This window comes from Stenotrophomonas koreensis, from assembly GCF_001431525.1.
Taxonomy (GTDB): Bacteria; Pseudomonadota; Gammaproteobacteria; order Xanthomonadales; family Xanthomonadaceae; genus Stenotrophomonas; species Stenotrophomonas koreensis.
Genome location: NZ_LDJH01000021.1, coordinates 1 through 13,911 on the forward strand (window position 1 = coordinate 1; position 13,911 = coordinate 13,911).

13 protein-coding genes and 1 pseudogene are annotated in these 13,911 nt (G+C 67.3%); 5 read left to right on the forward strand and 9 right to left on the reverse strand.

The genetic code is table 11. The annotated features are described in order from the left end of the window. The first annotated feature begins 53 nt into the window (after nt 1-53). Entirely contained in the window at nt 54-761 is a 708-nt protein-coding gene (locus tag ABB25_RS11210; RefSeq protein ID WP_057666833.1) for a YceH family protein, read from the forward strand. Between the two features lie 138 nt (nt 762-899). Here ABB25_RS11210 and ABB25_RS11215 read toward each other — a convergent pair. Together ABB25_RS11215 and ABB25_RS11220 are read right to left on the reverse strand one after the other, a co-directional pair. Beyond that, nucleotides 900-1,085: pseudogene (locus ABB25_RS11215) on the reverse strand (GNAT family N-acetyltransferase); the annotation flags it as partial. Between the two features lie 4 nt (nt 1,086-1,089). Then, on the reverse strand, nt 1,090-3,078 hold the full coding sequence (locus tag ABB25_RS11220) for a UvrD-helicase domain-containing protein (protein WP_057666836.1): 1,989 nt from the start codon (nt 3,076-3,078) through the stop codon (nt 1,090-1,092). Nucleotides 3,079-3,278: 200 nt separating this feature from the next. On the opposite strand from ABB25_RS11220, the gene ABB25_RS11225 reads away from it, so the two are divergent. Both ABB25_RS11225 and ABB25_RS11230 read left to right on the forward strand, forming a co-directional pair. Continuing rightward, complete coding sequence (locus ABB25_RS11225; protein ID WP_211259318.1) at nt 3,279-3,935, forward strand: sel1 repeat family protein; 657 nt, start codon at nt 3,279-3,281, stop codon at nt 3,933-3,935. Between the two features lie 44 nt (nt 3,936-3,979). Further along, entirely contained in the window at nt 3,980-4,600 is a 621-nt protein-coding gene (locus tag ABB25_RS11230; RefSeq protein WP_057666840.1) for a thymidine kinase, read from the forward strand. Nucleotides 4,601-4,620: 20 nt separating this feature from the next. On the opposite strand, the gene ABB25_RS11235 is transcribed toward ABB25_RS11230, so the two are convergent. Genes ABB25_RS11235 through ABB25_RS11245 form a run of 3 tightly spaced genes read right to left on the reverse strand, consistent with a single transcriptional unit; the run spans nt 4,621 to nt 6,315 of the window. Continuing rightward, nucleotides 4,621-5,049 carry a hypothetical protein gene (locus ABB25_RS11235; RefSeq protein ID WP_152981193.1) on the reverse strand — a complete coding sequence of 143 codons (429 nt, stop codon included), beginning with the start codon at nt 5,047-5,049 and terminating at the stop codon, nt 4,621-4,623. Nucleotides 5,050-5,070: 21 nt separating this feature from the next. Then, nucleotides 5,071-5,883, reverse strand: coding sequence for a bifunctional DNA-formamidopyrimidine glycosylase/DNA-(apurinic or apyrimidinic site) lyase (gene mutM, locus ABB25_RS11240; RefSeq protein ID WP_057666844.1), 813 nt, complete (start codon nt 5,881-5,883; stop codon nt 5,071-5,073). A gap of 33 nt (nt 5,884-5,916) precedes the next feature. Then, entirely contained in the window at nt 5,917-6,315 is a 399-nt protein-coding gene (locus tag ABB25_RS11245; protein ID WP_244477813.1) for an EF-hand domain-containing protein, read from the reverse strand. 111 nt (nt 6,316-6,426) lie between these two features. On the opposite strand from ABB25_RS11245, the gene ABB25_RS11250 reads away from it, so the two are divergent. Next, on the forward strand, nt 6,427-7,260 hold the full coding sequence (locus tag ABB25_RS11250) for an ABC transporter ATP-binding protein (RefSeq protein WP_057666846.1): 834 nt from the start codon (nt 6,427-6,429) through the stop codon (nt 7,258-7,260). Nucleotides 7,261-7,377: 117 nt separating this feature from the next. Here ABB25_RS11250 and ABB25_RS11255 read toward each other — a convergent pair whose 3' ends face one another. The 3 genes from ABB25_RS11255 to ABB25_RS11265 form a co-directional block, all read right to left on the reverse strand. Next, nucleotides 7,378-8,589 (reverse strand): DUF4785 domain-containing protein, encoded by a 1,212-nt coding sequence (locus tag ABB25_RS11255; protein ID WP_083488281.1) that lies wholly within the window; start codon nt 8,587-8,589, stop codon nt 7,378-7,380. An 11-nt stretch (nt 8,590-8,600) separates the two neighbouring features. Next, the gene (locus ABB25_RS11260; RefSeq protein WP_425477332.1) at nt 8,601-9,482 is read right to left on the reverse strand and encodes a hypothetical protein; all 882 of its coding nucleotides are present in this window, start codon (nt 9,480-9,482) and stop codon (nt 8,601-8,603) included. Between the two features lie 224 nt (nt 9,483-9,706). Then, nucleotides 9,707-12,001 carry a TonB-dependent receptor gene (locus ABB25_RS11265; protein WP_057666852.1) on the reverse strand — a complete coding sequence of 765 codons (2,295 nt, stop codon included), beginning with the start codon at nt 11,999-12,001 and terminating at the stop codon, nt 9,707-9,709. A gap of 189 nt (nt 12,002-12,190) precedes the next feature. Here ABB25_RS11265 and ABB25_RS11270 point away from each other — a divergent pair, with 189 nt between their 5' ends. Continuing rightward, nucleotides 12,191-13,240, forward strand: coding sequence for a TIGR00266 family protein (locus ABB25_RS11270; protein WP_057666854.1), 1,050 nt, complete (start codon nt 12,191-12,193; stop codon nt 13,238-13,240). A gap of 9 nt (nt 13,241-13,249) precedes the next feature. On the opposite strand, the gene ABB25_RS14770 is transcribed toward ABB25_RS11270, so the two are convergent. Next, a partial coding sequence (locus ABB25_RS14770; protein WP_160319434.1) for a hypothetical protein occupies nt 13,250-13,911 on the reverse strand: 662 nt, incomplete at its 5' end.

Consider the following 13,911-nt stretch of genomic DNA (forward strand, 5'->3'; position numbering starts at 1 on the left):
TGTCGACGTCAGTCTTGTGATGTGTATCTTGAGCACTATCTTATTGGTTTGTAATGATATGGGGATCTCCGAGGTCAACCCACTCCATATCTTCGGCAGCGTCAGATGTGACCCCCGCCCTGCCCGTGCTCGATGCTGCCCAGGCCCGGGTGCTCGGCTGCCTGGTGGAAAAGCAGGCCACCACCCCGGATGTCTACCCGCTCACCGTCAATGCCGCGCTCAGCGCCGCCAACCAGAAGACCGCGCGCGAACCGCTGATGGCGCTGGAACAGGGCGTGGTTCACCGCGCCCTGCGCGAGCTGGAAAGCCTGGGCCTGGCCCGGCAGCAGTTCTCCAGCCGCGCCGAACGCTACGAGCACCGGCTGGACAGCACCTTCAACCTGACCCGCCAACAGACCGCCCTGCTGGCGCTGTTGCTGCTGCGTGGGCCGCAGACCGTGGGCGAGTTGTTCGCACGCAGCGAGCGCCTGCACCGCTTTGCCGATGCCGAGGAAGTACGCCACCAGCTTGAACGCCTGTGCACCCGCGAACCGGCCCTGGCCCTGCAGCTGCCGCGCGGCCCCGGCCAGCGCGAGGACCGCTACGTGCACCTGCTCTGCGGCCCGGTCGATGTGCAGGCGCTGGCCGCCGCCGCCCGCAGCACGGCCCCGGTGGTGATCGGCAGCGACAACAGCGCGCTGGAAGCCCGCGTGGCCGAGCTCGAAGCCCAGCTGGCGCAGCTGCAGCAGCAGCTGGAGGAAATCCACGTCCGCCTCGGCTGATGCCGGCAACGGCCGCTGACCGCAGCGAGGAAACACAGCAACCGCGCCCTTGCCCGGCGCGGTTTTTTGTTGCCGACATGCGCTCCGTCGCCGGCTGACGCCGGCAGCGGACAGCCGCGCCACCCTTGGCACCCGCCCTCAGTCGGGACTGCCGGTGGTCTTGCTGAACCCCATGCCCACGCTGGCCGGCGCGGTCAGCTGGAAGCCGAACTGCTGGTACAGGCGATGGGCCTGGCCATCGGCCAGCAGGCTGACATAGCCCGATGCCGGCACCTCGCGTGCAATGAAACCGGCGGTCTCGGCCATGATGGCCTTGCCGGCGCCGGGCTCAGTCGTCAAACAACGCCTGGATCGCCGCCAGGCCGGCCTTGGCGCGTTCCTGCTTGTGCGCGGCATCGGCGACCGGGTCGGCGCCGTCGCGCTGCATTTCCGCTGCCGGAATTTCGTCGAAGAAGCGGCTGGGCTTGAGCCGGATGTGTTCGCCGAACTTGCGCGTCAACTTGGAGTAGGTCATCCACAGCTGGATCTTGGCGCGGGTGATGCCCACGTACAGCAGGCGGCGTTCCTCCTCCAGGTTGCCCTCGTCCAGGCTGACCTGGTGCGGCAGCACGCCGTCCTCGCAGCCGACGATGAACACGTACGGGAACTCCAGGCCCTTGGAGGCATGCAGGGTCATCATCCGCACCGCATTGCCGCCATCGTCCTTGTCATTGCGCGAGAGCAGCGCCAGCTGCGCGGCGAGGTCGGCGGCGCTGGCCCCGCGCGGACCGCGCTCGAACCACTGCGCCAGTTCTTCCAGGTTGGCGGCACGGCGCTGGTAGCCGGCCTCGTCCTTGGCCTGGTGGCGCAGCTCGGTGAGCAGGCCGCAGTCCTTGACCAGGCGACGGATCAGGTCGGCCGAGGACAGCTCGCGCATGTCATGCCGCAGCGCGCGCACGATGTCGGTGAACTTGCTCAGGCTGTTGGCCGCACGCGGGGTGAGCTGGGCCAGTGCGCCCATGCTTTCGGCCGCCTGCGCCATCGGCATGTCCTTTTCGGCGGCCAGCTCGGCCAGCTTGGCCAGGGTGCCGGCGCCGACATCGCGCTTGGGCGACTGCACTGCGCGCATGAAGGCGGTGTCGTCATCCGGGTTCACCAGCAGGCGCAGCCAGGCCAGGGTGTCCTTGACCTCCTGCCGCTCCAGAAACACCGTGCCGCCGGTCAGGTGGTACGGCACCCCGACCAGCTGCAGCGCCTTTTCCAGCGGCCGGCTCTGGAAGTTGCCACGGAACAGGATGCAGAAATCGCTCCACGGGATGCCGCGGCTGTTGCCCAGGAACTGGATCTCGGCGGCGACCTTCTCGGCCTCGTGCTCGGAATTGCGGCACTCCCATACGCGGATGCGCTCGCCATCGGCCTGGTCGGACCACAGCGTCTTCAGGTGTTCGTGCGGGTTGTGCGCGATCAGCGCATTGGCCGCGCGCAGCACGCGGTTGGAGCAGCGGTAGTTCTGCTCCAGCTTGATCACCTGCAGGTTGGGGTATTCCACCCCCATGTTGTGCAGGTTCTCCGGGTTGGCCCCGCGCCAGGCGTAGATGGACTGGTCGTCATCACCGACGCAGGTGAAGTTGCCGGCCGGGCCGGCCAGCTGCTTGAGCAGGCGGTACTGGGCATCGTTGGTGTCCTGGCATTCGTCCACCAGCAGGTAGCCGATGCGCTCGCGCCAGGCCAGGGCGATGTCCGGGTTTTCCTCCAGCACCTGGACCGGCAGGCGGATCAGGTCGTCAAAATCCACCGCGTTGAAGGCGGTCAGGCGCGCCTGGTACAGGCCATAGACCAGGGCCGCGTTGATCTCACGGTTGCTGCGCGCCGCGGCCATCGCCTGCTCCGGCGACAAGCCCGCATTCTTGGCCCGCGAGATCAGGTTCAGCACATCATCGACGTCATCGGGCTTGGCGTTGGCCCCGCCGCACAGGTCCTTGATCTGCGCCTTGGCGTCATCGGCATCGAAGATCGAAAAACCGCGCTTCAGTCCGACCGCCGCATGCTCGATCTGCAGGAATTTCAGCCCCAGCGCATGGAAGGTGCAGATGGTGACCTCGTTGGCCACCTCGCCACGCAGGCGCTTGCCCACGCGTTCGCGCATTTCCTTGGCCGACTTGTTGGTGAAGGTGATGGCCGCCACCCGCCGCGCGCTGTAGCGCCCGGTTTCAATCAGGTAGGCAATCTTCTCCACGATCACACGGGTCTTGCCGCTGCCGGCACCGGCCAGCACCAGCAACGGCCCCTGGGCATGGAGCACGGCAGCACGCTGGGGAGGATTGAGCTTGTCGAGCATGGACACCCTTGTCGTGACAACTGTCATGGCGATTAACTGAGGGCTGTCATTTTACAAACCTGCAAGCCGCTCTTTACCCTGTTCACCCTTTCACCCAGGCTGTCACGATGCGCCGTTTAGTTTTGTTGCTTTGCCTTGCCTTGCCACTGTCGCCTGCACTGGCATCTGGCCCGTCGGCCAGTCTGGCAGATCAGCGAGTCATGGCCGTCCCGGGCTTCCTGGACCATCACCCCGACCTGCGCTACCGCAAGTGGGCGGTGGATGCGCTGCATCGCCATGAAGTCAGCACCGCGATGGACTATTTCCGCCAGTCTGCCCGCTATGCCGACAAGCCCGCGCAAGGGTATCTGGCCGAAATGTACTGGCATGGCGTGGAAATGCCGGCCGATCGTGCCCTGGCCCACGCCTGGATGACGGTGGCCGCCGAACGCGGCTACCCGATGTTCGTGGAAATGCGCGAGCGTTTCGCCGCCGGCCTGAGTGCCGAACAGCGGCAGCGCTCGCAGCGCATTCAGGCCGACCTGTTTGCTGAATACGGCGATGCGGTGGCCAAGCCGCGCATGGCCGAGGTACTGCGCCGGGCCAAGCTGGAACTGACCGGCAGCCGCACCGGCTCGCAGGTCAGCAACATGGACATCCAGTACGAGTCCGGCGGTATGTCGCGCACCATCAAGGGCGCGGAATACTACGCGCCCAAATACTGGGACCCGGTGGAATACCACCGCTGGCAGGATGCCACCTGGGAAAAGGTGCCGGTGGGCACGGTCGATGTCGGCCTGCCGCAGAACCTGCCGGCCTCCTCGCTGGAACCGGTGCTGCCGCCGACCCAGCCGCCGGTGCCCCCCGCCCACCCGTAAACAAAACAGTGAGAGCCGTGCGGCAGGAGGTAAAATCCCTGCCCATGGCCAAGCTCTACTTCTACTACTCGGCGATGAACGCCGGCAAATCCACCACCCTGCTGCAGAGCGCGCACAACTACCGCGAACGTGGCATGCGGGTGGCCATCCTCACTCCGCGTCTGGATGACCGTGCCGGTGCCGGGGTGGTGGCTTCGCGCATCGGCCTGCGCAGCGATGCGGTGGCCTTCCAGCACGAGACCGACCTTGAACAGTTGATCGAGCGCGACATTGCCGCGCTGGGCAAGCTCAGCTGCGTGCTGGTGGACGAGGCGCAGTTCCTCTCCCGCTCCCAGGTCTGGCAGCTGAGCGAGGTGGTCGACAAGCTGCGCATCCCGGTGCTGTGCTACGGCCTGCGTACCGATTTCCGCGGCGAGCTGTTCGAGGGCAGCCAGTACCTGCTGGCCTGGGCCGACGAGATGCAGGAGATCAAGACCATCTGCCACTCCGGCAAGAAGGCCATCATGAACGTGCGTGTGGACGAACAGGGCCACGCCGTCCAGGACGGGCCACAGGTGGAGATCGGCGGCAACGAGCGCTACGTCTCGGTATCTCGCGCCGAGTTCAAGAAGGTCACCCAGGGCCAGGGCCGAATCGAACCGATGCAGGACGTTTTGCCGCTGTAATCCCTGAGCCCGCACCGTGCTCAGGCCGGCGGTGCCGTCGCGCGGGTGGTGGCGCCCAGCCCCCACCGCCCCAGTCGCGTATGGCGGTGCAGCAGGTGGGTCAGCAGTGCGGTGAGGGCCCCGAACAACATGGCCGCCGCACCGACAGACGGCTCCAGCATGGCCACCAGCAACGAGGGCAGCACGGCCACCAGCAACACGCTCCACCAGCGCGCATACCCGTTGCCGGCCAGCAGTGCGTACAGCGGCGCCCCGATCAGCAAGGCCACCGGTGCCCCCGCGATGACGACCAGCCAGGCCGCCACCAGTACGATCAAGCTCCCGGCCTGGACACCGAAATGTTGCCATTCGCTGCCCAGCACCGCCGCCGAGCCCAGCAGGCTGGCAAGCGGCAGAGCGATGGCTACTGCCACAAGACTGCTCGGATACAGACGCCATTTCGAAAGCATGTCCAACACCTCCGGGCCAGTTCAACGCTGGCAGTGGCCGCACCAGACGCTGGCGCGCTGGCCGATCATTGCATGCTTGAGCGCGCGCCCGCAACCCGGGCAGGGTTCGCCTTCGCGTCCGTACACCAGCAGCTCCTGCTCGAAGTAACCCGGCAGGCCGTCCGGGCTGATGAAATCGCGCAGGGTGGTGCCGCCGCGCTCGATCGAGTAGGCCAGCACGTCCTTGATGTGCCCGGCCAGGCGCAGATAGCGCGCCCGCGAGATGCCCCCCGCCGGGCGCAACGGGCTGATGCCGGCCAGGTACAGGCTTTCGGCCGCGTAGATGTTGCCCACCCCGACCACCACCGCCTGGTCCATCACAAACGCCTTCACCGCCGTCTTGCGGCCACGGCTGCGTTCAAACAGGTAGTCGCCGTCGAAGGTGTCGGTCAGCGGCTCCGGACCCAGCCCGGCCAGCAGCTCGTGGGTGGTGCCGGCCGGCTGCCAGAGCACCGCACCGAAGCGGCGCGGGTCGTTCAGGCGCAGCACGTGACCGTTGTCCAGGCAGATGTCCACATGGTCGTGGGTGCGCAACGGGGTGTCGCCAGGCAGCACGCGCAGGCTGCCGCTCATGCCCAGGTGGATGATCACGCTGCCGCTGGGCACATCGATCAGCAGGTACTTGGCCCGGCGGCGCACCGCCAGCACCGGCTGGCCGACCAGCAGTTCGTGCAGGTCGGCGGGAATGGGCCAGCGCAGGTTGGCGCGGCGGGCGATCACCCCATGGATGCGGCGACCGGTGAGGTGCGGGGCCAGGCCACGGCGGGTGGTTTCGACTTCGGGCAATTCAGGCATGGCGGCGATTGTAGTGCGCTGGGTGGCGCAGGCTCAGCGCGGTGGCGCGGCCAGTTCACGCGCACTCAAGAAACCATCGCCATCGGCATCCTGGCGGGCAAAACGCTGGGCGATCTGTGCCTGATGCGCCGCCAGGGTGATCGGCCTGCCGCGCCCACCCGGCAGCTCGGCGGCACTGAGCAGACCATCGCCATCGCGGTCCATCCGGGTAAAGCCATAGCCCATCCAGGCCTGGTATTCGGCCAGGCTGATGCGGCCATCGCCATCGCTGTCCATGCGCTGCAGATAGCCACCGGTGGTTTCCACCGCCGCTTGCGCGCCGGCGTCGCTGTCCTGCGCCTGCAGCCACCACGGCCAGGCCAGCAGGCACAGCAGGCCAAGTCGGGCCGGGGTGTTGCCCTTGCGGCAGGCCATCGATGGGATCGTGCGCACAAAAATAACCCTTGCCCGGTCACAGAGGGAGACATCTTCGTTGCTATCGCGCCACACTGCACCTGTCATGCGTTGCCACGCTGACGGTTTTGTTTTTGTCTGGAATTGCGCATGAGCCCCTCTGCTTCCACCACCGCAAGCGTGCCGTTGATCGAGCTCGATCAGGCCCATGTCATCCGCGGCCAGGTGCGCGTGCTGCATGGCCTGAGCCTGGCCATCGCCCAGGGCCAGCACACCGCCCTGCTCGGCCCCAATGGCTGCGGCAAATCCTCCTTCATCAAGCTGATCACCCGCGAGCTGTACCCGCTGGCACGCGCCGACGGCCAACCGCCGGTCCAGGTGCTGGGCCAGAGCCGTTGGCAGGTGGACCGCTTGCGCAACCAGCTGGGCATCGTCAGCGGTGACCTGGAACACAGCCTGGCCGACCAGCACGGCCTGAATGCGCTGGATGCGGTGATTTCCGGCTTCTTTGCCAGCCACGTGGTTCCCGGCCACCAGAAAATCAGCCCGGACATGCGCCAGCGCGCGCTGGCCGCACTGGCCCAGGTCGGTGCGCAGGCACTGGCCGAGCGGCCGTATGCCGAGCTCTCGGCCGGGCAGCAGCGGCGGGTGCTGATCGCACGCGCGCTGGTCAACCAGCCACAGGCGCTGTTGCTGGATGAGCCCTCCACCGGGCTGGATGTGGTGGCCCGCCAGCAGCTGCTCGATGCCCTGTCGCAGCTGGCCCGGCAGGGCATCACCCTGATCTTGGTGACCCACCACATCGAAGAGGTGATCCCGGAAATCGAGCGGGTGCTGCTGATGCGCGGCGGCCACATCGTCGCCGATGGCCCGCGCGCGCAGGTGCTGCAGGACGGGCCGTTGTCCACCGCGTTTGATGCTCCGCTGCACCTGTACCAGCATGCCGGCCGGCTGCAGGTACAGGTACTGCCGCTGTCGGCCTGAGCCTGGCTTCCAGCCCCGGCGTGATCCGGAAAAACAGCGGGCCGGTGCCCACCAGCACTGAAAAAAACGGAGCCGGGGTCACCGGCTCCGTCCTGTCCCGCGGGTGCTGTGGCTGGGTCAGAAGCGCAGCGCGCGGGCGCGACGCTCGATCGGCGCCATCCGGCTCTGGTCGTGCAGCTCGACCTCGCGCAACTCGTACGGTGCGCCATACCCGGCCGGCAACGCGACACCGGCAAAGGACAGCCGCAGCTGGCCGGCACCGGCGGCGTTGAACCAGGCCGCGCTGTGGCCCTGGGCCACCGGACGCAGCTGGCCATCACTGCCGGTGGCAAACAGGGTGGCACGCACCTCGTACCGCCCCGGCGCACCGACCTGCAGCGGGAAGCGCAGGTCGGCCAGGTTGGCGGCACGGATGCTGCCGGCGATGCGCGCGGTCGGCCGCGCCACCGCGAACGCCAGCCGGGTATCGCGGGCGATCCCGGCCTGCTCGGTGAACAGCTGCAGCTCCCACAGGCCCGGTGCACTACTCCCCTCGCCGGGAAGGTTGACCAGCGCCTCCAGCCCGCCGTCACGGCGCGCCCGCAGCGGCACCTCCCAGTTGCGCCCGTCCGGGGCCACCAGCAGGCCCTGGCCGGCCACCGGGGCCCGCAGCAGGCGGGAGGCCAGCGCGGCCGGCGCGGTCTGCGCACCATCCATGTCCAGCTGTACCGCCAACCGGCCACCGCTCAGGGCCACGCTGCGGTCGCTGCGCGCACGCAGCACCACCGGGCTGTCCGGTTCGAGCACCTGCATCACGTAGCGGCCCTGGGCTCCCTCGGCCTGGACACGGTGCCGGCCGGGGGCGCCGCCTTCCAGCTTGAGCAGGGTGCTGCCGGCGGCCACCGGCATGCCGGCCTGCTGCAGCTGCGCACTGTCAAACGCACGCCGGGCCTGGACCCGGTTGCCGGCATCACGCACCTGCAGGGCCTGGACCGGCAGCGCACGCGCCCCGGGGGCCGGGCTGAGCTGGATCACCGCCCCGGGCGCGGACAGCTCCACCTCCACCCCGCGCTGCAGTTCGGCCGCCTCCACCGTGCGCCAGAAGCTGCGGCTTTCCATCACCTCCGGTGCGGCGGACAACACCGGCTCAGCCGGGTCCAGCGCCCAGGCAAACTGCACCGGCTCACGTTCAAATTGCCCAGGCGGCAGCGGCGCGGCGACCACGCCATCGGCAATCCGGTCAGCCACGGCGGGAACCGGCAAGGTCTTTTCAAACACGCCTGCCGTTGCTGCCCAGGCACCACTGCTGGCACCGGCCAGGGCCAGCGCGATCATCAATCGGGTCTTCATCGCTTGGCTCCTCACAGGTTCACGTCGGCACGCAGGATGGTGTCCAGGTTGAAGCAGTTGCGCCGGCTCTGGCCATGGCTCAACGGCTCACCGTCGCGGGTGCGGTTGATGTCGCGGAACCACACCGTGCCGGCCGCCGACTGACTGGTGCAGTTGAGGAAGCCGTCGGAGCAGGAGGCCAGCCAGTTCTGGGTGGCTTCCAGGCCCACATTGGAGGCATAGCCACCGCAATAGCTGTCGTTGTCGAACGGCGAGGACTCCACGTCGGTGCCCACCACCGCGCGGAACGGCTTGGGCAGGGCCGGACGGCCACTGGTGCCATACAGGTTGTTGGCGTTGTAGGTGGCCATCCAGCTGACCTGCTGCATGCGCACCGCATCGCTCTTGTAGCCCAGCAGCCAACCCAGCGCCTGCTCGAAGGTGTTGCCGTTCATCACCGCATCGGCCAGCGGCGTACCGGCCGAGGACGGGGCCAGGGCATTGACCTTGCGGGTCTTGGCAATGATGTTCGGGTAGCGGCTGTCCCAGGTCGGGTTGGACAGGATCCAGCGCATCACATTGCCGCCGTTGGAGTGGGTGATCACCGTCATCGAGGTGATGCCACGGGCATTGATGAAGTTGGTCAGCTGGGTGGCCAGGCAACCAGCCGCCTCGCTGGTCCACATGTACTTTTCAAAATCGCAGTTGATCACCACGTAGTTGGCGCTGTTGGGCAGCCCGGCGCGCACGGTGTTGACGATCGCCGGCTCCCAGTAATTGTTCAGCGCGTCGGTCTGCTTGCCGGTGCCGTGCACGAAGGCCACCCCGCGGTTGGCCTGTGCCTGCGGTACCGCCAGCAGCAGCCCCATTCCCAGCAGCCCGGCATACGCCAGGCGTTGCATCGCAATTGCCATATCCCCTCCCTTGATGGATCGGTCTGGCCGGGCCACCGTACTCCCCTACCGCAGCCGCCCGGGCACGGCGCGGCCGTGCGAGCTGATTCTGTGTCCATTACGCATTGTGAATTCGTGCATGGATCACAGTCCGATGCTCGCCCGCGCCACGGCCAGCGCCCGGAAATGACGAAGGGCGCGGTTGCCCGCGCCCTTCGTGGATGCCCGATCAGACCCGGGAGGGCTCAGAAGCGGGTCTTGAACTCGACGCCCAACAGCCGCGGCTCATTGATGAAGCCGGTGCGGTTGTTGAAGTCGATCGCGCCGGTGGCACGGATCTGGTTGGTGATGTTGCGGCCGTACAGGGCCAGGTCGTAGTCCCCCTGGTTCCAGCTGTAGCCCACGCGCAGGCCGCCTTCGGTCAGCGACTTGCCGGAGAACTCCTTGGACTCGTACAGGAAGAAATTCACGTCACTGCGGTAGGCCCAGTCGGTGAACACATAGAACTCACCGGCATCGCCCACCGGGGTGGACCAGCGCGCGGTCAGGTTGTGGGTCCACTTCGGTGCCTGCGGCAGGCTGTTGCCGTTGATCAGCACCTTGCCGTTGGCATCGACCGGGTTGGTCACGGTGCAGGACATGCACGGTGCCACGCTCAGGTCGGCGTCCTTGATCTCGGTGTGGTTGTAACCGCTGCCCAGGGTGACCAGCAGGTTGTCGGTCAGCCAGGCCTGGATGTCCACTTCAAAGCCCTTGCCGGTGCTCTTTTCGGCATTGAGCAGGATGTTGGCGTTGCCGGTGGCGCCGCCCACGGCGGTCAGCTGCTGGTCCTTGACCTCGTAGTGGAAGACGCTGGCATTGACGCGGGCGCGGTTGTCCCACAGGTCGGCCTTCATGCCCAGCTCGAAGGACAGCACGGTTTCCGGGCTGGCCACGGTCTTTTCGTTGAAGGCGCCGGCCGACTGGATCGAGCTGCCACGGAAGCCGGTGGCCACACGGCCGTAGACATTGACGTCGTCATTGACCGCATAGGTGGCCGAAGCGTCCCAGTTGACCTTCTTGTCCTTGGTCGAGGCGCTCAGGAACGGGTCCACTGCATCGCCATTGGCATAGGCCAGCTGCTGGGCAGCCAGCAGGCCGGCCAGGTCGCACTTGGCCGACAGCACGCACGGCGAGAAACCGGTGTTCCAGTAGTCCTTGACCACCAGGTCCTTCTCGTCAACGGTGTAGCGCAGGCCGGCGCGCAGCTCCAGCTTGTCGCTGGCCTGGTAGTTGATGCCGCCGAACACCGCCCAGGCGTCATTGGCCTGGTTGATGCGCTGGAAGCCATCCTGCACCGAGCCATTGGTGGTGTCGTAGCTGACGCTGTCCACGTCATAGTCTTCGTTGAAGTAGAAGACGCCGGCCTGCCAGTTCAGCGGGCCGCCGTACTGCGACTCGATGCGGAACTCCTGGGTGAACTGCGAGTGGTGCGGAATGCCGTCGGCGGTTTCCGAGGCAAACGGCACGTCAGCGGTGTAGAACTCGTTGGTGCCGTCGATGTCGCCGACGCTGAAGGTTTCCAGGGTCTCGAAACCGGTGATCGAGTGCAGGCGGTAGCTGCCCAGGTCCCAGACCAGGCGGGCGTTGGCACCCTGGCTTTCCAGTTCGGAGTGGTTCTGGCCGTCGATGGCGATGCGGTTCTCGTCAAAGCCTTCGACGAAGTCGTTGGTGCCCGGCTTGAAGATGTTGCCGCGGAACAGGCGTGCGGTGCCGTTGAGGCGGCGGGCGTGGGCGCCGAGCAGGGCCTGGAAGTCCTCGCCTTCATAGAGGAACTGCACGCGGGCGGCCGATTCGTCATAGCCTTCCAGGCCATCGTTCGGGCCGGTACCGGTGTTTTCCACCCAGTCGTCGCGACGCTGGTACAGCATCGAGGCGCGTGCCGACCAACGCTCGCTCAGCGCGCCGCCGACGGCGCCTTCCACGTTCCACAGGTTGTCGCTGCCGTAGCCGACCTTGCCGTAGCCTTCGAACTCCTGCGACGGGCGCACCGAGTCGAACTTGACCACGCCGGCCGGGGTGTTGCGGCCGAACAGCGAGCCCAGCGGGCCACGCAGGACTTCGACCTGCTGGATGTCAAACAGCGGGAAGCCCTTCAGGATCGGGTTTTCCTGCACGATGTCGTCGTACACCAGCGACACGGGCTGGGAGGTGTTCATGCGGAAATCGGTGTTGCCGTAGCCGCGGATGTAGAAGCGCGGGAAGGCACGGCCGAAGGACGATTCGATGTTCAGGCTCGGCACGCGGCCGGACAGGAAACGGATGTCGGTGCCGCCGGAGACCAGTGCGTCCAGCTTCTCGCCGCTGACGGTGCTGATGGAGACCGGCACGTCCTGGATGTTCTCGCTCTTGCGCGCGGCGGTGACGCTGATGGTGTCCAGCGTGGCCGCCTGCTGCGCGGCATTGTCCTGGGCCAGGGCCATGGCCGGCATCAGGGCCGCCAGCGCGGCGACGAGGGGACGCACGACCGGGGTGCGGACGTGGGCGGAGCGGGACGACATGGACATGTCAGTAACCTTCGGGTTGTGGACGACACCGGCCTTCGGTGCCTTACAGGGCGAAATTGTTGCAGCACAGCACAGCACCGCACCCGCAACGCGCGCGCATTCATTTTCCCTTTGCGGCGCACATTTCCGCAGCGCTCGCCGGCCCTTCTACACTGGGCCTTTCCGCCAACGGACCCCGCCCGCATGAGCACCTGGTACTTCCATATTCCCGGCCAGGCCGACCGCCTCGGCCCGTTTGATGACGCCACCGCCCGCCAGCACGCTGCCCAGTACCCGCAGGCCCAGGTGTGGCGTGCCGGCATGACCGGCTGGACACCGGTGGCGCAGGTCGCCGAACTGGCCAGCGCCGGTGGCCCGCCAGCCCTGCCCGGCATGCCGCCGCTGCCGGCCACCGCGCCCAGCGGCACCCACCACGCCGCTGCCGGCCGCCGCAACGACGACATCGACTTCGCCATCCACGGCCAGGAAATGCAGTTCGTGGAAATCGAGCTGGACCCCGGCGAGAGCGCGATTGCCGAAGCCGGCGCGTTGATGTTCAAGGACGCCTCGGTGCAGATGGACACCGTGTTCGGCGACGGCCGCCACGAAGGCGCCGGTGGCGGCTTCATGGACAAGCTGCTGAGCGCCGGCAAGCGTGTGATCACCGGTGAAAGCCTGTTTGCCACCCTCTACACCCATACCGGCACGGGCAAGGCACGGGTGGCCTTTGCCGCGCCCTACCCGGGCACGGTGATCCCGATGAAGCTGGACCAGCTCGGCGGCACCCTGATCTGCCAGAAGGACAGCTTCCTGGCCGGCGCCCGCGGCGTGCAGGTAGGGGTGCATTTCCAGCGCAAGGTGATGACCGGCCTGTTCGGCGGCGAAGGCTTCATCATGCAGAAGCTGGAAGGCGATGGCTGGGTGTTCGTGCATGCCGGCGGCTGCGTGGTCGAGCGCGAGTTGCGTGCCGGCGAGCGCCTGGATGTGGATACCGGCTGCGTGGTGGCCTACACCGCCGGCGTGGACATGGACGTCAAGCGCGTGCCTGGGATCAAGAGCATGATCTTCGGCGGCGAAGGAGTGTTCCTGGCCACCCTGACCGGCCCGGGCAAGGTGTGGCTGCAGTCGCTGCCGTTCTCGCGCCTGGCTGGCCGGGTGTTCGCTGCCGCTCCGCAGGGCGGTGGCCAGGACCGTGGCGAAGGCTCGGTGCTCGGTGGTCTGGGCCGCCTGCTGGACGGTGACAACCGCTTCTGAGCCCACCCCTCAATGCAGCGCTGCGGCGGCCTTGCCGCCGTAGCGTTTGTTGAGCACGCGCCCGATCACCACCGCCACCAGCACCGGTGCCAGCCAGGGGAACAGTTCGATCAGCGTGGCCGGCACCACGGTATGGGCCTGCAACCAGCGCCAGAACGGCCGCATGCCGATGCCCAGAAACGCCACGTGGGTGGCAATGCCGGCGCCGAGCATGGACTGGTAATGCTGGCGCAGCGCCCAGTTGGCATGCACCGGTCCGCGCCGTGCAAACCGCCACATGCGGGTACTGGCCCACAGGCCGATCAATGAAAACGTGATCATCAACGGCTGGCCGTTGAGCAGCCCGCCCACCAGTACGCCAAGGGCCAGCAGCGCCAGCGGCCACAACGTCAGTGACCAGCCCGGCCGCGCCACCAGCACGCGCCAGTCCCGCCTGTCGGTGACCGCCCGCCAGGCCATCCACACCCCGTTGGCGGTCAGCGCCATCAGGTAGGCCAGAAACAGGGCAGACAGCGGCCGCTGGCGGTACAGCGCAAACTCCAGGGTGATCGGCAGCGAGGTGATAACGATCACCGCCATCGCCACCAGGAACACCTTGCCTGCCGCTCGGTGCTGCGCCGCCCCTTTGCGCAGCAGCGCCGCGCACCAGAAGCTGGCCAGGGCCAGCACGC

Coding starts and splice junctions, on each gene's coding strand:
- ABB25_RS11270 (WP_057666854.1), top strand. CDS start 12,191: ATGAGCACCTGGTACTTCCATATTCCCGGCCAGGCCGACCGCCTCGGC.
- mutM (WP_057666844.1), bottom strand. CDS start 5,883: ATGCCTGAATTGCCCGAAGTCGAAACCACCCGCCGTGGCCTGGCCCCG.
- ABB25_RS11210 (WP_057666833.1), top strand. CDS start 54: ATGATATGGGGATCTCCGAGGTCAACCCACTCCATATCTTCGGCAGCG.
- ABB25_RS11260 (WP_425477332.1), bottom strand. CDS start 9,482: ATGGCAATTGCGATGCAACGCCTGGCGTATGCCGGGCTGCTGGGAATG.
- ABB25_RS11225 (WP_211259318.1), top strand. CDS start 3,279: ATGGCCGTCCCGGGCTTCCTGGACCATCACCCCGACCTGCGCTACCGC.
- ABB25_RS11220 (WP_057666836.1), bottom strand. CDS start 3,078: ATGCTCGACAAGCTCAATCCTCCCCAGCGTGCTGCCGTGCTCCATGCC.
- ABB25_RS11235 (WP_152981193.1), bottom strand. CDS start 5,049: ATGCTTTCGAAATGGCGTCTGTATCCGAGCAGTCTTGTGGCAGTAGCC.
- ABB25_RS11230 (WP_057666840.1), top strand. CDS start 3,980: ATGGCCAAGCTCTACTTCTACTACTCGGCGATGAACGCCGGCAAATCC.
- ABB25_RS11250 (WP_057666846.1), top strand. CDS start 6,427: ATGAGCCCCTCTGCTTCCACCACCGCAAGCGTGCCGTTGATCGAGCTC.
- ABB25_RS11255 (WP_083488281.1), bottom strand. CDS start 8,589: ATGAAGACCCGATTGATGATCGCGCTGGCCCTGGCCGGTGCCAGCAGT.
- ABB25_RS11265 (WP_057666852.1), bottom strand. CDS start 12,001: ATGTCGTCCCGCTCCGCCCACGTCCGCACCCCGGTCGTGCGTCCCCTC.